Annotated in this window: 16 protein-coding genes; 10 read left to right on the forward strand and 6 right to left on the reverse strand. The window is 51.3% G+C overall.

Annotated features, from left to right (window positions below; translation table 11 throughout):
• Positions 1-19 precede the first annotated feature (19 nt).
• Entirely contained in the window at positions 20-1,549 is a 1,530-nt protein-coding gene (locus tag CJA_RS05680) for a tryptophan halogenase family protein (RefSeq protein ID WP_012486806.1), read from the forward strand.
• On the opposite strand, the gene CJA_RS05685 is transcribed toward CJA_RS05680, so the two are convergent.
• Positions 1,546-2,259, reverse strand: coding sequence for a DUF6445 family protein (locus tag CJA_RS05685; protein ID WP_083766831.1), 714 nt, complete (start codon positions 2,257-2,259; stop codon positions 1,546-1,548). The two genes, CJA_RS05680 and CJA_RS05685, sit on opposite strands and share 4 nt — an antisense overlap.
• Before the next feature lie 419 nt (positions 2,260-2,678).
• On the opposite strand from CJA_RS05685, the gene nagK reads away from it, so the two are divergent.
• The 5 genes from nagK to nagB all read left to right on the forward strand — a co-directional run bounded on the left by nagK (position 2,679) and on the right by nagB (position 8,199).
• Positions 2,679-3,602, forward strand: a complete 924-nt coding sequence (nagK, locus tag CJA_RS05690) for an N-acetylglucosamine kinase (protein ID WP_012486808.1) — start codon at positions 2,679-2,681, stop codon at positions 3,600-3,602.
• A 101-nt stretch (positions 3,603-3,703) separates the two neighbouring features.
• Positions 3,704-5,035, forward strand: coding sequence for a sugar MFS transporter (locus tag CJA_RS05695; RefSeq protein WP_012486809.1), 1,332 nt, complete (start codon positions 3,704-3,706; stop codon positions 5,033-5,035).
• Between the two features lie 61 nt (positions 5,036-5,096).
• Entirely contained in the window at positions 5,097-6,197 is a 1,101-nt protein-coding gene (locus CJA_RS05700) for an acyltransferase family protein (RefSeq protein WP_041551163.1), read from the forward strand.
• 30 nt (positions 6,198-6,227) lie between these two features.
• On the forward strand, positions 6,228-7,373 hold the full coding sequence (gene nagA / locus CJA_RS05705; protein ID WP_012486811.1) for an N-acetylglucosamine-6-phosphate deacetylase: 1,146 nt from the start codon (positions 6,228-6,230) through the stop codon (positions 7,371-7,373).
• 34 nt (positions 7,374-7,407) lie between these two features.
• Entirely contained in the window at positions 7,408-8,199 is a 792-nt protein-coding gene (gene nagB / locus CJA_RS05710) for a glucosamine-6-phosphate deaminase (RefSeq protein WP_012486812.1), read from the forward strand.
• A 184-nt stretch (positions 8,200-8,383) separates the two neighbouring features.
• Here the strand turns inward: nagB and CJA_RS05715 are convergent, their stop codons facing one another.
• Complete coding sequence (locus CJA_RS05715; protein WP_049765405.1) at positions 8,384-9,457, reverse strand: LacI family DNA-binding transcriptional regulator; 1,074 nt, start codon at positions 9,455-9,457, stop codon at positions 8,384-8,386.
• A gap of 282 nt (positions 9,458-9,739) precedes the next feature.
• On the opposite strand from CJA_RS05715, the gene CJA_RS05720 reads away from it, so the two are divergent.
• Complete coding sequence (locus CJA_RS05720; protein WP_012486814.1) at positions 9,740-10,609, forward strand: SMP-30/gluconolactonase/LRE family protein; 870 nt, start codon at positions 9,740-9,742, stop codon at positions 10,607-10,609.
• Between the two features lie 71 nt (positions 10,610-10,680).
• On the opposite strand, the gene CJA_RS05725 is transcribed toward CJA_RS05720, so the two are convergent.
• From CJA_RS05725 to CJA_RS05735, 3 genes are read right to left on the reverse strand one after another with little or no spacing between them, the layout of a single operon-like run.
• Complete coding sequence (locus CJA_RS05725; protein WP_012486815.1) at positions 10,681-10,998, reverse strand: DUF1244 domain-containing protein; 318 nt, start codon at positions 10,996-10,998, stop codon at positions 10,681-10,683.
• Positions 10,999-11,015: 17 nt separating this feature from the next.
• Positions 11,016-12,275 carry an RDD family protein gene (locus tag CJA_RS05730; RefSeq protein WP_012486816.1) on the reverse strand — a complete coding sequence of 420 codons (1,260 nt, stop codon included), beginning with the start codon at positions 12,273-12,275 and terminating at the stop codon, positions 11,016-11,018.
• Positions 12,276-13,964 (reverse strand): Hsp70 family protein, encoded by a 1,689-nt coding sequence (locus CJA_RS05735; RefSeq protein WP_012486817.1) that lies wholly within the window; start codon positions 13,962-13,964, stop codon positions 12,276-12,278.
• 299 nt (positions 13,965-14,263) lie between these two features.
• Here CJA_RS05735 and motA point away from each other — a divergent pair, with 299 nt between their 5' ends.
• From motA to CJA_RS05750, 3 genes are all read left to right on the forward strand, one after another.
• Positions 14,264-15,121: a flagellar motor stator protein MotA gene (gene motA / locus CJA_RS05740; protein ID WP_012486818.1), complete on the forward strand. Its 858-nt coding sequence runs from the start codon at positions 14,264-14,266 to the stop codon at positions 15,119-15,121.
• Between the two features lie 13 nt (positions 15,122-15,134).
• Positions 15,135-16,136: a flagellar motor protein MotB gene (gene motB, locus CJA_RS05745; RefSeq protein WP_012486819.1), complete on the forward strand. Its 1,002-nt coding sequence runs from the start codon at positions 15,135-15,137 to the stop codon at positions 16,134-16,136.
• Positions 16,137-16,300: 164 nt separating this feature from the next.
• Entirely contained in the window at positions 16,301-16,813 is a 513-nt protein-coding gene (locus CJA_RS05750) for a DUF1993 domain-containing protein (protein WP_041551166.1), read from the forward strand.
• A gap of 78 nt (positions 16,814-16,891) precedes the next feature.
• Here the strand turns inward: CJA_RS05750 and CJA_RS05755 are convergent, their stop codons facing one another.
• The gene (locus CJA_RS05755; RefSeq protein WP_012486821.1) at positions 16,892-18,625 is read right to left on the reverse strand and encodes a cation:proton antiporter domain-containing protein; all 1,734 of its coding nucleotides are present in this window, start codon (positions 18,623-18,625) and stop codon (positions 16,892-16,894) included.
• Between the last annotated feature and the right edge of the window lie 107 nt (positions 18,626-18,732).

Genomic DNA, 18,732 nt, shown 5'->3' on the forward strand with positions numbered 1-18,732 from the left:
ATGAATCCGGATTGGGCTTATGAAACCTTTGCGTATAGCGATAGTTGGGGGCGGGACAGCAGGCTGGTTAGCGGCTAACCATTTGGCCGTTGAGTTAAAGGCTGAGCCTGGGATAGAGATTACCGTCATTGAATCGCCGGAAATAGGGATTGTTGGCGTGGGTGAGGGGACGGTTCCCCATATCAAAAAAACCTTGCAGAAGTTTGGTATACCGGAAGCCGATATGCTTGCCGCTTGCGATACCTCCCTTAAGAATGGCATCAGGTTTGCAAACTGGATGCAGCCATCCCGGCAGGGAAAGGCGCATGTTTATTATCACCCGTTTTCATCTCCTTTTCCTGCCGGTTATGATGTAACACCTTACTACTTAAAATATCGTGCAGCGTTGTCTTTTGGTGCTGTTTCTCATGCCCCGGATATTTCTGAGTTAGGCTTTTCACCTAAGCGTATTTCGTCTGTGCCTTTTGAAGGGGTAGTCGATTATGCTTATCATTTTAATGCGTATAAGTTTGGCCAATTGCTGGCAAAAAATGCAACGCAACGTTTTTCTGTTCGACGAAAAGAAGCCACTATCTGTGCGGTTACACGGAACGAACAGGGAAATGTTGAAGCTTTACAGACGAAAGAGGGGGAGTCACTTGCCTATGATTTTTTTGTGGACTGCTCAGGTTTTCATGCGCTGTTACTTGGCAATACCTATCAGGTACCTTTCGTCGATATCAGCGATCGCTTATTGACGGATACGGCTTTGGCGATTCAGGTTCCCATTAAGAATAACCAGCCAATACCACCTTATACCCAGGCGAGTGCCCATGGTGCAGGTTGGATTTGGGACATTCCCCTGACTACCCGGCGCGGAGTGGGATTTGTCTACGCCAGTCAATGTCTGTCTGAGAATGATGCTATCGCAGGCCTGGCAGCCTATTTGGGTGAATTACCAGAGAATATGGCGCCGCGCAAAATTACCATGAAAATGGGGTATCGCGAAAAGTTCTGGGTGAATAATGTCGTTGCCCTGGGGCTGGCGGGTGGCTTTGTTGAACCGCTGGAAGCAACATCAATTCTGGTGACTGATTTTGCCGCTGAACTATTTGCACGTAATTTGCCGCGTGATTTATCGGCACTCCCGGCAGTGACGAGTTATTGCAATAAGGTTATGGCCTATACTTGGGAGCGGGTTATTGATTTTATCCAGTTGCATTATTGTATCTCCGACCGGCGTGACACAGAATTTTGGATTGCGAACACTCACAGTGGAAATCTTTCTGAGGTGTTAGCGGAGAGATTGGCCATCTGGCGAGTGCACTCTCCCAAAAAAGCCGATTTTTTTAGCCGGTTCGACTTGTTTGACGTAGATAACTATCTTTATGTGCTATATGGCATGGAGTATCCGACATCACCTAAGTCTATGACTGCTTATGAAGAGCAGGTTTATCGTGAGGTTTTATTGGGCGTTCGCCACCATAGTGATGAACTTGCCAGGCAACTGGTCGGACATAGAACCTGGTTGGATGGGTTTTCTCAGGCTTACAAACAGAAGGCTATTTAAAAATCATAAAATGTATTCACTGTCAGCCGGCCGCTGCGAGGGTTGGTATCGATACTAAGGGCAGGATTGATATAAGGGCTATGCAGTAATGAACCGCGATAGGCCACCAGGCGATTAAAGCGGGCACTGATCATGCCAATCTTGGTGAAAAACTCGGAAGATTCACCAAAATACTCCTGCCTGGGACGCAGTTTATTGATTTCGTCATAGTAAACGTCGAGATAGTGTTCGCGATTTTCAGCGGTAATTTGTTGTAGTCCGGTAGCATTGTGGCGATAAAAGGCAGTGCCACCATGTTCTTCCCCGCAGAGATACAGCAGGACTGCAATATGGTTGGGAGTGCTTGCATCAAAGTGGGGTGTCCTTTGTTGTGGACTTAGCACTTCCGGGGCAAGTGCAATCAGGGAAAAAACACAAACGCTTTTACGAATATCCAATTGGGCTGGAATATTGAGTTCTTGTTTTAAAATAGGCTCCAGGTGCGTCGTAATATTATAAGAGTAGTCTTCCGGGGCTTTGAGTCTGATACCGGGATATCCTTTTTTTTCTGCCAGGCCAGGATAGGGCTCAAAACGATAGCGACTGGCAAAATCCACCATGGCTTGCGGGTTTTGCAAAAAATTATCGATGCAAAGTAGTGTGTGATCTCCCAGCGTAATTCGCTCAATGGTTGCGTGAGGGTTGATGGCATACAACAATTGCTCATTCATGGTGCATAGGCTCACAATAAATACTGGGCGGACGTAGAACCACTGTTACAAAACCAAGCCTATCAGATCATTTCCGGGGGTGTATATGCTTTTGGTGAGGGTTTGATGCAGGTCAGTAAAATGATGACTGGCGTCTAAATATATTTTCAAAAAAATACACAATAATCTTTGACAACGTTGTCTCGCTGGCGTAACCTTAGTCTGTCCAGTGAAAAACCTATAGGCAAATCTCCGTGTTTATAGGCTTCAAGGGGCATGAGTTCTCTAGAGCTGTAGTAGTGGTCTTGTGGTTAGTGCTCTACGGAGCACTAACCGTTTTTTTGAATGTCCATCGACCCAGCTTGTGAGAAAATCCGGATTTCTGGATGTGTCCGGCGGAAGTATGCCGTGCATTGGCACTAACAATAACGGGGTAGATCATGGGTAAGGTGCCTCTCGGCGAACAAACCTTATATATTGGCATCGATGGCGGCGGGACCAAATGCCGTGCACGTATCATTACCGACGATCAGCGGGTGCTGGGAACGGGTGTTGGTGGCCCAGCCAATCCGTTTCATGGTGTCCAGCAAACTAAAGATTCCATTCGTACCGCTGCCGAGCTGGCGGCCCAGGAAGCGGGTTTGTCGCCTGCTGATATGGGTCGATTGATTGCCGGTGTCGGTCTGGCGGGTGTTAATGTGCCCAGCCTCTATACTGTGATGAACCAGTGGCATCACCCCTTCAAACAGATGTTCCTGACAACCGATCTGCATATTGCCTGCCTGGGGGCCCATAACCGCGATGAAGGTGCGGTGATGATTGCCGGTACCGGTTCCTGTGGTTATTCCTATGTGAATGAGCGCGCCCTGTTTCTGGGGGGCCATGGCTTCCCTATCGGCGACAAAGGCAGTGGTGCCTGGTTGGGACTGGAAGCTATCAAAGCTATTCTGTTGGCGTCGGATAACCTCGGTCCACAAACATCCCTGAGCGATCCTATTGCCGATCTGCTGCAAGCCAAAGGCGTGATGATTGTTGATAAATTATTTGGCGCTCGCTCTGCTGATTATGCGCGTTTTGCTATCTATGTCATGGACGCCGCTGATGCCGGCGATGAAGTGGCAGTACGCATTGTAAAAGACGGCGCCACCTATATGAGTGATGTCGCCCGCCGCCTGTGGGCAACCCAGCCGGGGCGTATGTCGATTATTGGCGGCCTTGCTCCACGCCTGGTTCCCTGGATGGATGCCGATATTGCCAATCGCCTGTCACCTGCATTGAATCAACCTGAATTCGGTGCAGTGTATTTTGCCCGGCAGGCGATGAAAAAAATGCTATCTATCGAGCCTGTCAGCAGCTTTTCCTGATGGCCAGGTCAAGCCGGAAGCATGACGGAACATTTGTTTGAGGAATAATAACCATGTCAGAACAAACATTAGAGCCTAATGCCACGACAGGAGCTAACTTTATGAGTCCTGAAATATCTGCTAGCCGCTCCAGTCAGTCAATCGTGATACCCATGTTGATCATTGGTACCTTGTTTTTTGTATTTGGCTTTGTGACCTGGCTGAATGGTTCATTGATTCCTTTTTTGAAAATCGTTTGTGAGCTGAATGAGTTCCAGGCGCTGCTGGTAGCAGCAGCGTTTTATATTGCCTACACCGTGTTTGCATTGCCCGCTGCTGCCGTATTGCGCCGTGTTGGTTACAAACGTGGCATGGTGGGTGGCCTGGGGGTGATGGCGGTCGGCGCCCTGTTGTTTATTCCCGCCGCCCAAACCACTTATTACGGTTTGTTTTTGTTTGCATTATTTGTATTGGGAGGGGGGCTGACGCTACTGCAAACAGCATCCAATCCTTACATCGTGTGTATAGGCCCACGTGAAAGCGCCGCTATGCGCATCAGTATTATGGGCTTGGTGAATAAAGGTGCAGGTGTGGTTGTACCCCTGCTCTTTACCGCACTGATTTTAACCGGCATGGACCAGTTTTCAGATGAAGTGTTAAGCGCACTGGAGCCAGCCGCTCGCAATGAGCGCCTGGCAGAGTTGTCGGCGCGCCTGGTATATCCCTATGTACTTATGGCGATTGTCCTGATCGGTTTGATGGTTTTTGTGTATTGCTCTCCTTTGTCTGAACCTGTGTTGGATGACGAACCTGGCGAAGGGCAGGATGCCGACCTGGATAAGTTCGGTGTTCTGCGCTTTCCCCAATTAATCCTCGGTGCTCTGGCACTGTTTACTTATGTGGGTGTGGAAGTTATCGCCGGGGACACTATCGGCCTGTATGGCCAAAGCCTGGGGCTTGCCCATTTTGGTTCGCTCACGTCTTACACCATGGCATTTATGGTATTGGGGTATATCCTCGGGGTTCTTGCTATTCCCAAATACCTGAGCCAATCCAATGCGCTCCTGTTATCGGCGCTATTGGGGATGGTATTTACAGCGGGTATTGCCCTGAGCTCCACTAGTGATATCGGCATCTCCGAAGCACTGTTTGGCTGGATGGGAATTGCGGTTGTGCCTGATTCGGTGATGTTCCTTGCACTGCTCGGATTTGCCAATGCCTTGGTGTGGCCAGCGATTTGGCCATTGGCTCTGGAAGGCTTGGGCAAATATACCAGTACGGGGGCGGCATTATTGATTATGGGGATTGCCGGTGGTGCACTCTTGCCATTGGTATACGGTCATCTGGCCCATTCCGGTGGCGACAGCCAATCGGCTTACTGGATGATGTTGCCCTGTTATGCCTTTATTTTGTTCTATGCCATTAAGGGCCATAAATTGCGCCGTTGGAAATAATTGCCATTGGTATCATACGCCGGGACGCGCTCAGCAACCGTTTGATGCTATTGAGGTTTATATGGTAAAGCAGCGCTTCCTGGCCCTGGATGTCATGCGTGGTTTAACGCTTGCACTCATGATTCTGGTAAACACGCCAGGTTCCTGGAGCCATGTCTATGGGCCTTTACTCCATGCGGATTGGCATGGTGTCACCCCCACGGATTTCGTCTTCCCTTTCTTCCTGTTTATTGTTGGCTCGGCAATGTACTTTTCGGTGCGTGGCCTGGCGCAATTAAGCTTGTCCCAACAATTGCGCAAAGTGGGGCGTCGCGTCCTGCTGTTATTCGTGATGGGTATTTTATTGGCGGCTTATCCATTCACGGCGGATGTACATGATTGGCGCATTATGGGCGTATTACAGCGCATTGCGTTGGCCTATGGTGTTGCTGCCTTGATTGTTCTCTATGCGGGTTTCAATGCTCGCCTGTTAATGGCTGCCGGTTTGTTGCTGGGTTATTGGATATTGCTGGCCTTGGCGGGCAGTGACCCCTATAGCCTTGAGCACAACCTGGTTCGCCAGTTGGATATTACCTTGCTGGGCGAGTCCCACCTGTGGCAAGGCAAGGGCCTGGCGTTTGATCCGGAGGGGTTGCTGAGTACCTTGCCTGCCGTAGTCAATGTGCTGGCAGGGTTTGAAGCAACCCGTGTGCTCCTGGCGAGTGACAATAAACCGCAGGCGATTCGGACATTATTAATAGCCGCGCTGGGCCTGGTATTGCTGGCACTCTTGTGGAACCTGTGGATGCCCATTAACAAGTCCCTGTGGACCAGTCCTTTTGTGCTGTTAACATCGGGTATTGCGATTGCGTTTTTGATGTTGCTGATTCGCCTTGAGCAGGTAACAAGTCCGCTGGTATCGAGTTGGCTGCAACCGCTGTATCAAGGCTTTGCAATCATTGGAAAAAACCCACTGTTTATTTATTGCCTATCGTTTGTATGGGCCACCAGTATGTATTTGATTCCGGTGGGCGATACCACACTTTATGGTGCAATCTACGAATTTTTTAAACGCTTTGCCGATCCTTACCTTGCCTCGCTGTTGTTTGCGTTGTTGCAGGTGGCAATTTTCTGGTTCATTGCCTGGGTATTGCATAAGCGCAATATTGTGATCAGTCTCTAGCGCATTGATATTATTGTTTGAGGTAAACGCATGAAACACGCACTGGTAGGTGCACGCTTGTTTGATGGTGAAGTGTTTATCGATGGGCATGCACTGGTTATCCATAATGGTTTGATAGAACAGCAGTTGCCAATCAACCAGTTGGATACTTCAATCGAGCGTATCGATTTGCAGGGGGGAGTGCTGGCCCCCGGTTTTATTGATCTGCAAGTGAATGGTGGTGGCGGTGCTTTTTTTACTAACGACACCAGTTTATCCGCCTTACAAAACATGCTGGACGGCCATCGCCCAACAGGCACTACTTCCATGTTGCCGACCCTGATTAGCGACACCCGCGCTGTGCATCAAGCCGGTGTCGATGCCGTGGCTCGTGCAATATCAGCGGGAATGCAGGGTATTTTGGGGGTACATGTGGAGGGCCCGTTTTTTGATTTAGCCCGCCGTGGCGCACATAACGAGCGCTATATCCGTACCATGGAAGCGGCTGATATTGAATGGCTCAGTGAGTCCCGGCCTTTCAAGGTCATGCTGACCCTCGCACCTGAGCATGCCTTGCCCGGACAAATCAAAGCCTTGAGTGATGCCGGTGTTGTGGTTTGTGCCGGCCATACCGATGCGCACTATGAGCAAGTAGTGGATGCCATTAGTGAAGGGCTTGCGGGTTTTACCCATTTGTACAATGCCATGCGCCCAACCACGGGACGTGAACCCGGGGTAGTGGGTGCGGCGTTGGATTCTGCCAATACCTGGTGCGGCATTATTATCGATACCTATCATGTGCACGCTGCATCGGCACGTGTTGCCTATGCCGCTAAACCGCGCGGCAAGGTGTATCTGGTGACCGATGCCATGTCCACTGTCGGCTCGACAGAAAAATCCTTCCAGATTTACGGCGAAACCATTTATGAAAAAGAGGGCTGCCTGGTCAATGCCGAAGGACGCCTGGCGGGCAGCGCCATTGGCATGATTGACGCTGTGCGCCTTAATACCCGATGGGTGGGTATGGATTTGGCAGAAAGCTTGCGTATGGCGTCGCTCTATCCCGCGCAATTTATGCAAGTCGATTCTTACCTGGGGCGTATAGCGCCGGGATTCCGTGCGGACCTGGTCCACTTTACCGATGATTTCCAGGTGACGTCTACCTGGGTTGCCGGTGACTACCGTCAACATGCGTGAAGCGTTAAAACACAAACACTCACTGGAGTGATGCATGAAAGTTGTTATTCTCAATGATGCTGCTGCCGTAGCACGCTATGGTGCAGATTTGTTTATCCGGCAAATCCACAAAAAACCGGATTCGGTATTGGGCCTGGCAACAGGGTCTACACCGGTAGCACTTTATAAGGAACTGATCCTGGCCTATCGCGAAGGGCGCGTGACCTTTAAGCAGGTAAGCAGTTTTAACCTGGATGAATATTTGGGGCTGGATGCTGCCCATCCCCAAAGTTATCGCTACTTTATGAATGAGCAATTGTTCAACCACATTGATATTGATAAGGCTCACACCCTGGTGCCACCGGGGGATGCCGCTGACCCTATTGCCGCCTGTGCGCTCTATGAAAAAGCCATTGCCCAACGGGGAGGGATTGATGTGCAATTGTTGGGTATTGGCCGCAATGGGCACATAGGTTTTAACGAGCCATCGTCATCCTTAATGTCCCGCACCCGGGTAAAAACACTGACCCGTGCGACCATCGACGATAACGCCCGTTTTTTTGCACCGGATGAATACCAGCCGCACCTTTCAATCACTATGGGAATCGGTACGATTCTCGAATCGAAGAAAGTGGTGTTATTAGCCACTGGGGAAAATAAAGCTGATGCGATCAAAGCTACTGTTGAAGGGCCTTTGACCGCTGCTTGTCCGGCCTCTGCGTTGCAATTGCATGAGCAGGCAGTGCTGATTATTGACGAAGCGGCTGCATCCAAATTATCGGATGTGGAGTTTTACAAGCACATCGAGCGCGAAAACCAAAAGCTGTTGGATCGGCTCGGTTATTAATCTGCATAAAACCCGCCCGGTTTTCGCCAAGCCGGGCGGGTGCCATCTACAACCACTGTTTCCCTTTGGTATTGGCAGATCCCGGGGATTTGCCATCAACCGGCCGGCCTGGTGCCGCCGGAGCTCTCCCTCACCAATGTTCAAGCTGCTGCATGCCCGGCCAGGTATTACCGCGCATAGCCATTCAGCGCTTGCTGGGGGCAGGGCAGGTGGAGTCGCGCACAATAAGTTGCGGATAAAAACCTTCACTATCGACATCGCGGCCATCCTTGCGGATAGACTCGATCAGCAGGGCCGTTGCCCGTTCGGCAATGGTTGTGTTGGGCTGCTGTGCCGTCGTCAGGTTGGGCCAGGCCTGGCGAGAAAACGGGCTGTCCTCGAAGCCGACAATCGATAATTGTTGTGGCACATCCACGCCCTGGATACGGGCTGCAAACAGGGTACCTGCGGCTATTTCATCGTTACAGGCGAAGACGGCGGTAGGCTTGAGGTTAGAGGCCAGCAGTTGGCGTGTACGCTTTACCCCGGACTCGAAGGAATATTCCCCCGGCAATATCAATTTCTTATCCATGCTGATCTTGTTCGCTTTGAGCGCGGCTTTATACCCTTCAAGGCGCTCCCCGCTGGATTTATGCGCCTCCTCACCACCGAGGAACGCAATCGCTTTGTGACCCAGGTCAATCAGGTATTGGGTGATCTTATAAGCGGCGGTACGGTCGTCAATAAAAATACAGGGGGATTTCTTGTCGGGCGCCTGGGAGCCTGACAGGATGCGCACAAAGGGGATTTTACGTTTGCCAAGGGCGCTAAGCACTTCGGGCATTTCTGACATGGGGGGGGTTAATACCAGGCCTCCGACCTGGCTGCGATCCACCATATTAAGCACCTCATCGATGATATCCGGCGCTTTGGAATCGCAGGGGTGGATGACCAGCTCATAACCCTGGCGGCGGCACTCGCCCAAAATACCCCGCTGCATGTCAATCACATAGTTGCTGTTGGGGTTGTCGTAGATAAAGCCGATGGAGGAGGCTGCACCACGCAATAAGCGGGCAGACAGGTTGGGTTGGTAATTGAGTGCCTTGACGGCCTGCATGACCTTTTCCTGCAACTCGGGGCCGACACTGGCTTCCTTGTTGATTACCCGTGATACGGTCTTAAAGGACACGCCTGCCAGCTTGGCGACGTCCTTGATGGTTGCCTTGGTTTTTCCTGGGGCTTTCTCAACACTGGTTCTTTTTTCAGACGCTGCTTTCATACTGGGGCACACAGGTTATTTTTTGATAATTGCGCAGGGGCAATCTAGGCTCAAGATATGGATCCGTATGGGGTGTAAGGGTAGAGCTTCGCCGTTACAAGCGCAATCCCGCTGCGGGGCCAGAACACCTGTTCGTCGCTCAAAACAGGCCGCAAGTTTTGTAAAAAGGCTTTGGCTGAGCTTTTGATGTTGTTAGCCTTACTCCAAGCAGAGCCCTGCATTCATGCACAGGCTTGCGTAAATACTCGATCATCGAGTGAATAATAAATGAGGCACTGGTTTATGAACATCATGCATTTATCACGGTTGCAACTCTGGTTTTTACCCCTGTTTCTACTGGCGGCAGCTTTGGTCCTGGCGATATCACCCGCCGCTCGCGCTGAACATTCACTGACCCAGGTATGGAAGACCGAGGGTTTGGCCGTTCCTGAGTCCGTTCTTTATATGAAGGACAAGAAAGAGCCTTATCTACTGGTTTCCCTGATTGATGGTGTCCCCACCGAAGTTGATGGTAAGGGGGGAATCGCCAAGTTGGGTACGGATGGTGAAGTGCTGGATGCTGAATGGATTACTGGCCTCAATGCCCCCAAGGGCATGGGCACCGATGGCAAATTGCTGTATGTGGCAGATATTACCGAACTGGTGGTTATTGATATCAAAAAACAACGTGTTGTTAAAAAAGTCCCGGTACCTGAGGCGGTATTTCTGAATGATGTGACCGTGAGTTCTTTAGGTGTAGTGTATGTTTCTGATACACGCACACACAGGGTACATATGTATGATGGCAAGAAAATCCATCTGTACCTGGATGGGGTGGATAATGCCAATGGTTTGTTTGCATTGGGCAATAGCCTGGTCGTTGGTTCAGCCAAACAATTGCTGATATTTGATGCAAACAAAAAGCCACTGGTACTGGCGCAAGGCTTTGCTGAAAATATCGACGGCGTGGAAATGGTTGCACGCGGTGAATTCGTGGTGTCTTGCTGGCTGGGGTTGGTTTATTACGTCTACGGCGATGGGCGCATCCAGCAAATGCTGGATCTGCGCGAACAAAAAATCAATACTGCAGACCTTGGGTTCGATCCTGAACAGCGTGTGGTCTTGGTTCCCAATTTCTTTAAGAATTCAGTAACAGCGTATCGCCTGGAGTAATTTTTCCTCTGTAAAGAAGCCCCTGTTATTTTATGGATAACAGGGGCTTCTTTATGCTCGGATTCACGAGATCAAGAATGCTTGTCTGGCGACTGCCTGGCAAAGGCCGCCAGTTGTTCGGCACTGGCTTCCTGTTGGTATTGGGCTTTCCATTCACTGTAGGGGATACCATAAACACGCTCGCGTGCATCTTCATAGTCAATATCAATGCCCTGGTCTTTTGCGGCAGCGACATACCATTTACTTAAGCAGTTGCGACAAAATCCGGCAAGGTTCATTAAGTCAATATTCTGTACATCCTTGCGAGCGTCCAGGTGTTCCAGCAGGCGGCGGAACACAGCGGCTTCCAGGGTTTGTTGGGTGGTATCCGGTAGTTCTTTAATGTTCATCAACGATTTCTCCTGCATCAGGACTGGCGCGAACGGCGCATATCAATCACATAGGTTTTGGTCATGCGGTCATGTATCAGCTTATCGCCCATCATGGCGTTAATGATGAGTGCAATATAGGTAAACAGGGCAGTGATACTGAATACCAGGCTGCGACAGAACCCCTGGAAGGGTGTCATGCGCTCAAAGTGTTTGTTGGTGACAACCAGGCCCATAATCAATTTGCCCAGGGTTGCCTGGGTTGATGAACACTCACATGCCCAGAAATAAAAAAATCCAAGCACGAGGGGAATGATAAGCACAGCATTATTAACGTTATCACTACCGGTTTGTCGCGCCAGGTCACTGAGCAGGAGCGATGAGATAAAAAACATACCCACCAGATCAATAACCAGGGCCGCAAGGCGTTTCATCGGGCTGGCGTAGTAAAGGGTTTCCGGTTGCAGAACCGGTTTAGCCATTTTGATGCTGCTGGCACCGCGTACACCTTCCACTGCCTGCCGGGATTGCTCCAATGGCTCAGTTTCACTGATTTGCGCGAGTAATGGAGCGTATTCCTCCTCCTCGAAGAAACGATAAATATGATGCTGGTTAAGCTTCCAGTTAAAGATGCTGTCCAGGTAGGTGAGTACGCGTGAGCCAATCAGGATCAGCGGCTTATTATGGTTGCGTTTGTTGTGTTCCTGGATGACTTGCAAGATGCCCAGGCCCAAACGCCAATTGAATTGATCGTCGAGGATAAACGGGGAGCGCATCAAAAACTCCCAGGATTCAGGCATATGCAACTCGCTGGTGGTATTGAGCAATGCCTGGGCCAGTGCTACCAAACGTTCGCCTTCTATTTGGTAGGGGTTGGGCTCTTCCGCCAGGGATGGCTCGCCAGGTGTTTCGGCCTGGCCTTCCGCCGATGATAACCCTGCCGATGGTGGCAGCGCGCTTGACTCGGGTTCAGCCAGCGGGACTTCCGGTTGTGGTTGTGTGCCAATGTTGTCAGAACCTGTGCCTGCGGGGCTGCTCTGTTCTGCTGAGGCGACGTGAGCGGAGGCCTGGACGGTGTTTTCTGCGGGAGATTCGTCTGTTACCGGTGGTTGCTCTTGCTGTGCTTGGTAATGCTGGTAGGCAGCGTAGTCCAATGCCGTTTTATAGGCGTGGTGTAACGCCTGAAAGGCCTCTGGTTGTTCATCCGGTCGCGTTGTTTTTAGCTTGCGCGCATAAGCGCGTTTGATATCGCGGCTGTCACTGGTGGGCTCCAGCTCCAGTATTTCCCATATGTTCATTTAAAACCATTCCTCGTTATCCAGGCGATTGAGGATGGTCTCCAATTGTGCAGCGGCTTTTTGGATTTCCGGCGGGTTTTGGCGCTCGAGGACTTGGTCAAAGTCGGCCAGCAGTTGCGCAATTTGCTGGCGTTTTTCTCCCAGGCTGGACTCGTAGAGTCGCTCGCCGCGGGCGATGAGCGCGCGGTTGCTCTCCTGGTCGCGCGGATGGAATTTGAGTGCTGCCAGTTTCTGGCGCGACTTTTCAATTTCTTCTGCCGTGAGTGCGCCGGGTGAGTGTTCAATCACCTTGTTGACAGCTTTTCCGGTGGAGATAACCGTGACATCCACTTCCAGTAAGCCATTCATATCGTAGGAGTAGCGTACATCTACGCCCTCTTTACCGGCAGGAGCCTTGGGAATATCGATGGACACTTTGCCAAGGAACACGTTTTTGTTCACCAGGCGATTTTCGCCTTGGTAAATGCCCACACTGATTTGTGCCTGGTTGTCGTGCACCGTCACCAGGCGGCGTGTCACGCTGATGGGAACCACCGAATTGCGCTCGATGATTGGCAGGAAATAACCGCCCTGGTTATTGCTTTCGTTAACCACATCGGTGCCCAGGGTGTAGGGACAGACATCGGTGAGGACAATATCGTTGAGCGCCTGGTCTTTGGCCTTCAAGCCCGCCTGGATAGCGGCGCCCATGGCAATGGCACAATCGGGGTCCAGGTGGCAGGAGGGCAATCGGCCAAACATGCGTCCAATCATGGAGCGGAATACACCCATACGCGTGGCGCCGCCTACCAGCACTACGTCATCGATGCTTTGCGGTGACATAGTGGCATCGTTAAGCGCGCGCTCAATAGGGCGCTTGGCGCGCAGTAATAAAGGTGTCACCACCTTGGTGAACCATGCCTCATCCGGCTGGAAGTCGATCTGTTGGCCTGCCAGGGTGATTTGAATGGGGTTTAGCGCTTTACTGCTGATGCGGCGTTTGGCGGTTTCCATCTGCATCAATAGCTGGTTGAGCTGTGCAGGTGCGAGGCTTTGGCGGTTGATACTGTATTGGTTCAGTAAGTCATCGACCATTGCATCGACAAAATCCTCCCCGCCGAGGAAGTTGTCACCTGCACTGGCATGCACTTCCATAACACCTTCAAAGAATTCCAGGATAGATACATCAAAGGTGCCGCCGCCCATATCAAGGATCAGGAAAGTGCCCTCCTGCTTTTCGTGCAAGCCATAGGCGATGGCGGCAGCAGTGGGTTCATTAATCAGGCGCTCGACTTTAAAGCCCGCCAGCTCGCCTGCCATTTTAGTGGCGTGGCGTTGGTTGTCATTGAAATAGGCCGGTACACTGATGACCGCTTCGACGACCGGTTCTCCCAGGAAGGTTTCAGCATCTTCTTTCAGCGAGCGCAGTACAATTGCCGAGAGTTCGGTGGCACTGAAAAAACGGTTGCCAATTTTGATTTTGTGCTCGGTCCCCATCAGGCGCTTGAACACGGCAACGGTCTTGTCGCTATGGCTGATCAGGCGCTCCTTGGCAATGCGTCCCACACTCAGGTTGCCGCTGTCATCCAGACCGACGACTGATGGAGTCAGGTAATCGCCGAGGCGATTGGGGATTAGCTTGACTCCCTCTGGAGTCCAGATGCCACAGCTGCTGTTTGTTGTGCCTAGGTCTATGCCAATAATTGCCATTGTGTTGATCCTGTTGCGACGGAAATCCATGAACCACTGGCGAGCGCTTAATCGGGCTCAAGCCATTGATGGAGACGGGCGATTTAAGCGGGTTTGGCACGAAATGTCCATGGCACTGTGGATAGCATTTGCTATCAAGTTCTGTGAACCCTGGCCGCTAACAGCGCAGGGGCTCTTGAAGCCCCGGCGACTCTGCCTATACTCAGGAAAGACTTTTTTACGACAAGGGTGTTGTGCAAAAAACAGGCGATTTTGCCGCCTTTTTCGATAAATAGCCGGGTTTTGTTGGGAGAAACTGTGTGAATATTATTTTGGGGATCATTGTTGTCCTGGGCTGTGTGATTGGTGGTTTTGTCATTCACGGTGGTAATGCCCTGGCGCTGATGTCGCCGATTGAAATTATGATTATTTGTGGTGCATCGTTTGGCGCCATGATTATTGGTAACCCGCTGTCGGTGACGATCAATGTCGTCAAATCAGCGGGGGCGCTGATGACCCCTTCCAAATACAACAAAATCTTCTACCTCGACATGCTCACCCTGCTCTATGACATCCTCAATAAAACCCGCCGCGAAGGTTTAATGGCGATTGAGGGAGATATCGAAGAACCGGAATCCAGTCCTATCTTTGCCAACTACCCGGAAATTCTCAAAGATCACCATATTGTTGAGTTTATTTGTGACTATCTGCGCATTATGGTGGCGGGCAATATGGCTCCCCATGAACTGGAGTCACTCATGGAGCAGGAACTGGAAGGGCATCATCAGGAAGCATCCATTGTGCCCGGGGCTATCCAGAATGCAGCGGACGGTTTGCCGGGTTTCGGCATTGTGGCGGCTGTACTGGGGGTGGTGATTACCATGGGCAAGATTGGCGGCCCGCCTTCAGAGATCGGGGCATCGGTGGCGGCGGCCCTGGTCGGTACGCTTCTGGGGATTCTCTTTGCCTATGGTTTTATCGGACCTTTTTCGAGTTACCTCAATCACAAGGTTCGCGATGAGTCCCGCGCCTTTGAATGCATCAAGGCGGTGCTGGTAGCGTCCATGAACGGTGTGCCGCCCCAGGTTGCTGTGGAGTTTGGCCGCAAGGTGTTATTCCACAGTGTTCGTCCCAGCTTCAGCGAGTTGGAAGAACAGTATCGCGCCAGTAAAAAATAGGGTGGTTCCATAAATGGAAAGGGGTGCGCAACCGCTCATTATCAAAAAGAGAAAAGGCCGTGGCCATGGTCATCACGGTAGCTCCTGGAAGGTGGCCCTGGCGGACTTTATGACTGCCATGATGGCCTTCTTCCTGCTTATGTGGTTGCTGGGAGGTACGACGGAGGAGGAGAAAAAGGCGATTTCACAATACTTCCAGGATCCGGGTAGCCAGTATGTGATTGGTGAGGGCGGTGCTGACTTGGGACTGATTAATCAGGATAGGCCCATACAGCAATCCCAGGCCGAACAGGACACGATGGAAACAGCCAATACCCAGGAGTTTACCCAGGATGATCAGGAGGTTACCGAAGACAAGATCAAGCGCGAGATGGAGCGTATCGAGAATGAACAGCTGCAAGAGTTGAAAGAGCAGCTAGAGACGGAAATCAATCAACTGGATTCGGTATTCCAGCAGATCAAAGATCAAATCCTGATTGATTTTACGGCCTTGGGCTTGCGCATCCAGATTGTGGATAAAGATCAGCGACCCATGTTCGATGTGGGCAGCGCCAATCTCAAGACCTACTCCAAGGAAGTCTTGCAGGCCCTGGCGCCTATCCTTGATAAAGTGCCCAACAAAATTAGTATTACCGGCCATACAGATGCAACGCCCTATGGCGCCAATGCAACCTACACCAATTGGGAACTTTCGGCGGATCGCGCCAATGCAGCGCGGCGTGCAATGCTTGAGGGCTCCTACCCGGAAAATAAGGTGGCGACAGTGCAGGGCATGGGATCCGTTGCCCCTCTGCTGGTGGATAAGCCGCTTGAACCTATCAACCGCCGTATTGCGATTATTGTGCTGAAAAAAGCGGTTGCCGATGCGCTGGGTTCCGGTGCAGGTATCAGCAGTGATCAATTGCTCCGCGCACCCGATGCTCAACTGCCGGCACGACAACCGACACCGCCGCCGCAGTTTATGTCGCCGACCCAGATCGATGATGCTATCGATGCATCCAGTTCCTCGCCATAACTCTGAAACCCGACAGTCGTCGGGTTTTTTATTCAATGTGTCGTTACGATTGAGGTGAGCCGGGTGTTGTTCGGGTTACGAATGTCACTGTGTTTTCACGGGCGATGGTCTACACTCTCCGCCATTCGCCACGCTTGTGGCATCGTTCTGTGAAGGAGACTGTCATGCTTTATGATTTAACCGTTGTACAATTCAGCAAAATGCTCAATAACCTGAATGCTGTCCTGGATAAGGGCGCAGCCTATGCTGAAGCCAAGCGAGTTGATGTCGGTGTCTTATTGGGCTCGCGTTTGGCCCCGGACCAATTTAATTTGATTCGCCAGGTGCAAATTGCCTGTGATACCGCCAAGTTGGGTGTGGCACGGTTAACCGGTAAGCAGGAGTCTGCCCCGGTTCATCCCGATGTCGAGACTTCGTTAGCTGAACTCAAGGCACGTATCCACTCTGTAATTGAATATTTGGCCCAGTTTTCACCCAGCGATTTTGAGGATGCTGCAGAGCGCAGTATCAGCCAACCGCGCTGGGAGGGAAAATATCTCACAGGGTATGAGTTTGCCATCCAGCATGTGATTCCCAATTTGTATTTCCATATCACTACGGCTTATGCAATTCTGCGTCACAATGGTGTGGACATAGGCAAGAAAGATTATCTCGGGCCTATGCCCTATAAGTCCTGAATGGCAGCTACAACAATTGTTACCCAATAAAAAGGGCTGGTATTAACCAGCCCTTTTTATTGGGTGTAACCGGAGCATTTAGTGATGAGCAGCCGGTACAGTTTCTGCGGGCTGTAATTTCCCCATACGTTTCAACACATGACCGGCCATACCTTGCGCCAATTGTTGTTCGCTCAAAAATATCTTGCCGATTTTTTCTTGCGTCCACATCTCGGCTTCTTCCTCATTGTGGGTGCGAATCACTGCTTCAATTTTTGGATTGAGCTGGCGGGCCACATCGACCATTTGCCTGACGTGAACAGTATTGGATGTCGCCGCGACTAATAGGCTGGCGTTGGTAATATGCGCCTGAATCAGTACATTGGGATCTGCTGCATCACCGCAGACTGCCGGGATATTCTGGCTGCGCAGTTTTTCAACCAGCTCGCGATTAGCTTCTGCAACCACGTAGGGAATTTTCTGTTCGTCCAGGATGCGGGCGATACGCTTGCCTACACGCCCGTAGCCAACCAGGACAACCTGGCCGGATAAATAAGCTTCGTCTGTTGTCATGGGCAGGGTTGCCAGTGGGTCGTCACGGGTGTCCAGGCTGCGCGCATAGGCAGAGCGCGCTTTCAGCCATTGCTGTAAGGGATCGAGTGTGGCAAAAAGTGCTGAGTTCAGCGCGATCGATGCCAGGGCGCCTGCCAGAATCAAATTCTGGGCTTCGATACTCATCATCCCCAGGCTCATGCCCAGCCCGGCGAGGATAAACGAGAATTCACCAATCTGTGCAAGGCTCGCCCCTACGGTAAGGGCCGTGTTCAGTGGATAGCGGAATGCCAGCACCAGTGCAACGGCTGCAAGGGTTTTACCAAACATAATAATCGCCACAACGGCGAGCACTTTCAGGGGATGTTCGACAAGCACATGGGGATCAAACAACATCCCGACAGATACAAAGAATAAAACGGCAAAGGCATCGCGCAGTGGCAGTGAGTCATCGGCTGCGCGGTGGCTGAACTCAGATTCACGCAGCATCATGCCGGCAAAGAACGCACCCAATGCAAAGGAAACGTCGAACAGTGCCGCTGAACCATAGGCAACACCCACTGCCGTAGCGATCACACAGAGGCTGAACATTTCGCGTGAGCCGGTTCCCGCTACCCACCAGAGCAACTTTGGGAGCAGGCGTTTACCCACCACCAGCATAAAGGCAATAAACGCAATCACTTTCAGCATGGTAATGCCCAGGGTAATGCCGATGTTGGTATCGCTAACCCCATGTTCGGCATTGGTTTGGCCACCCATGACACTGGCAAGGGCGGGTAGCAGTACCAGTACCAACACCATGACCAGGTCTTCGACAACCAGCCAGCCAATGGCGATTCGCCCATTGATACTGTCGACAACCCCCCGGGCTTCCAGTGCTTTTAGCAGTACCACTGTACTGGCAACAGAGAGGGCGAGACCAAAGATCACGGCTTCACCCCAGTGCCATCCCCAATAGATGCCAACGCCTGCACCCAATGCGCTGGCAACGGCAATTTGTGCAATAGCACCGGGAATAGCGATACGTTTTACCGAGAGCAAATCATTAACGGAAAAGTGCAACCCCACACCAAACATCAGCAGCATGACGCCAATTTCTGCAAGTTGGGGGGTTAATTCAGCATCGGCGACGAATCCGGGCGTATAAGGACCAACGATAATGCCCGCCAACAGGTAACCTACCAGTGGGGGCATTCGCACACGTGTGGCAAGAAAACCCAGAATCATCGCCAGGCCGAGACCCGCGGCGATGGTAGTGATCAAGCTGATGTTATGGGGCATAGCCTATCCTCATATTGGTATAAAAAAGTCATTTTCCGGACTATAAAGGCCTGTATCGGAGGATAGCAACCCGTTTTTAACAGGCGTTAACACTTTTAATGAGGCGT

The organism is Cellvibrio japonicus Ueda107, from assembly GCF_000019225.1.
Taxonomy (GTDB): Bacteria; Pseudomonadota; Gammaproteobacteria; order Pseudomonadales; family Cellvibrionaceae; genus Cellvibrio; species Cellvibrio japonicus.

What these genes read in the sequence shown, in the direction of transcription:
- CJA_RS05680 (WP_012486806.1), top strand. Translation starts at nt 20, where the DNA reads ATGAAACCTTTGCGTATAGCGATAGTTGGGGGCGGGACAGCAGGCTGG.
- CJA_RS05685 (WP_083766831.1), bottom strand. Translation starts at nt 2,259, where the DNA reads ATGAATGAGCAATTGTTGTATGCCATCAACCCTCACGCAACCATTGAG.
- nagK (WP_012486808.1), top strand. Translation starts at nt 2,679, where the DNA reads ATGGGTAAGGTGCCTCTCGGCGAACAAACCTTATATATTGGCATCGAT.
- CJA_RS05695 (WP_012486809.1), top strand. Translation starts at nt 3,704, where the DNA reads ATGAGTCCTGAAATATCTGCTAGCCGCTCCAGTCAGTCAATCGTGATA.
- CJA_RS05700 (WP_041551163.1), top strand. Translation starts at nt 5,097, where the DNA reads ATGGTAAAGCAGCGCTTCCTGGCCCTGGATGTCATGCGTGGTTTAACG.
- nagA (WP_012486811.1), top strand. Translation starts at nt 6,228, where the DNA reads ATGAAACACGCACTGGTAGGTGCACGCTTGTTTGATGGTGAAGTGTTT.
- nagB (WP_012486812.1), top strand. Translation starts at nt 7,408, where the DNA reads ATGAAAGTTGTTATTCTCAATGATGCTGCTGCCGTAGCACGCTATGGT.
- CJA_RS05715 (WP_049765405.1), bottom strand. Translation starts at nt 9,457, where the DNA reads ATGAAAGCAGCGTCTGAAAAAAGAACCAGTGTTGAGAAAGCCCCAGGA.
- CJA_RS05720 (WP_012486814.1), top strand. Translation starts at nt 9,740, where the DNA reads ATGAACATCATGCATTTATCACGGTTGCAACTCTGGTTTTTACCCCTG.
- CJA_RS05725 (WP_012486815.1), bottom strand. Translation starts at nt 10,998, where the DNA reads ATGAACATTAAAGAACTACCGGATACCACCCAACAAACCCTGGAAGCC.
- CJA_RS05730 (WP_012486816.1), bottom strand. Translation starts at nt 12,275, where the DNA reads ATGAACATATGGGAAATACTGGAGCTGGAGCCCACCAGTGACAGCCGC.
- CJA_RS05735 (WP_012486817.1), bottom strand. Translation starts at nt 13,964, where the DNA reads ATGGCAATTATTGGCATAGACCTAGGCACAACAAACAGCAGCTGTGGC.
- motB (WP_012486819.1), top strand. Translation starts at nt 15,135, where the DNA reads ATGGAAAGGGGTGCGCAACCGCTCATTATCAAAAAGAGAAAAGGCCGT.
- CJA_RS05750 (WP_041551166.1), top strand. Translation starts at nt 16,301, where the DNA reads ATGCTTTATGATTTAACCGTTGTACAATTCAGCAAAATGCTCAATAAC.
- CJA_RS05755 (WP_012486821.1), bottom strand. Translation starts at nt 18,625, where the DNA reads ATGCCCCATAACATCAGCTTGATCACTACCATCGCCGCGGGTCTCGGC.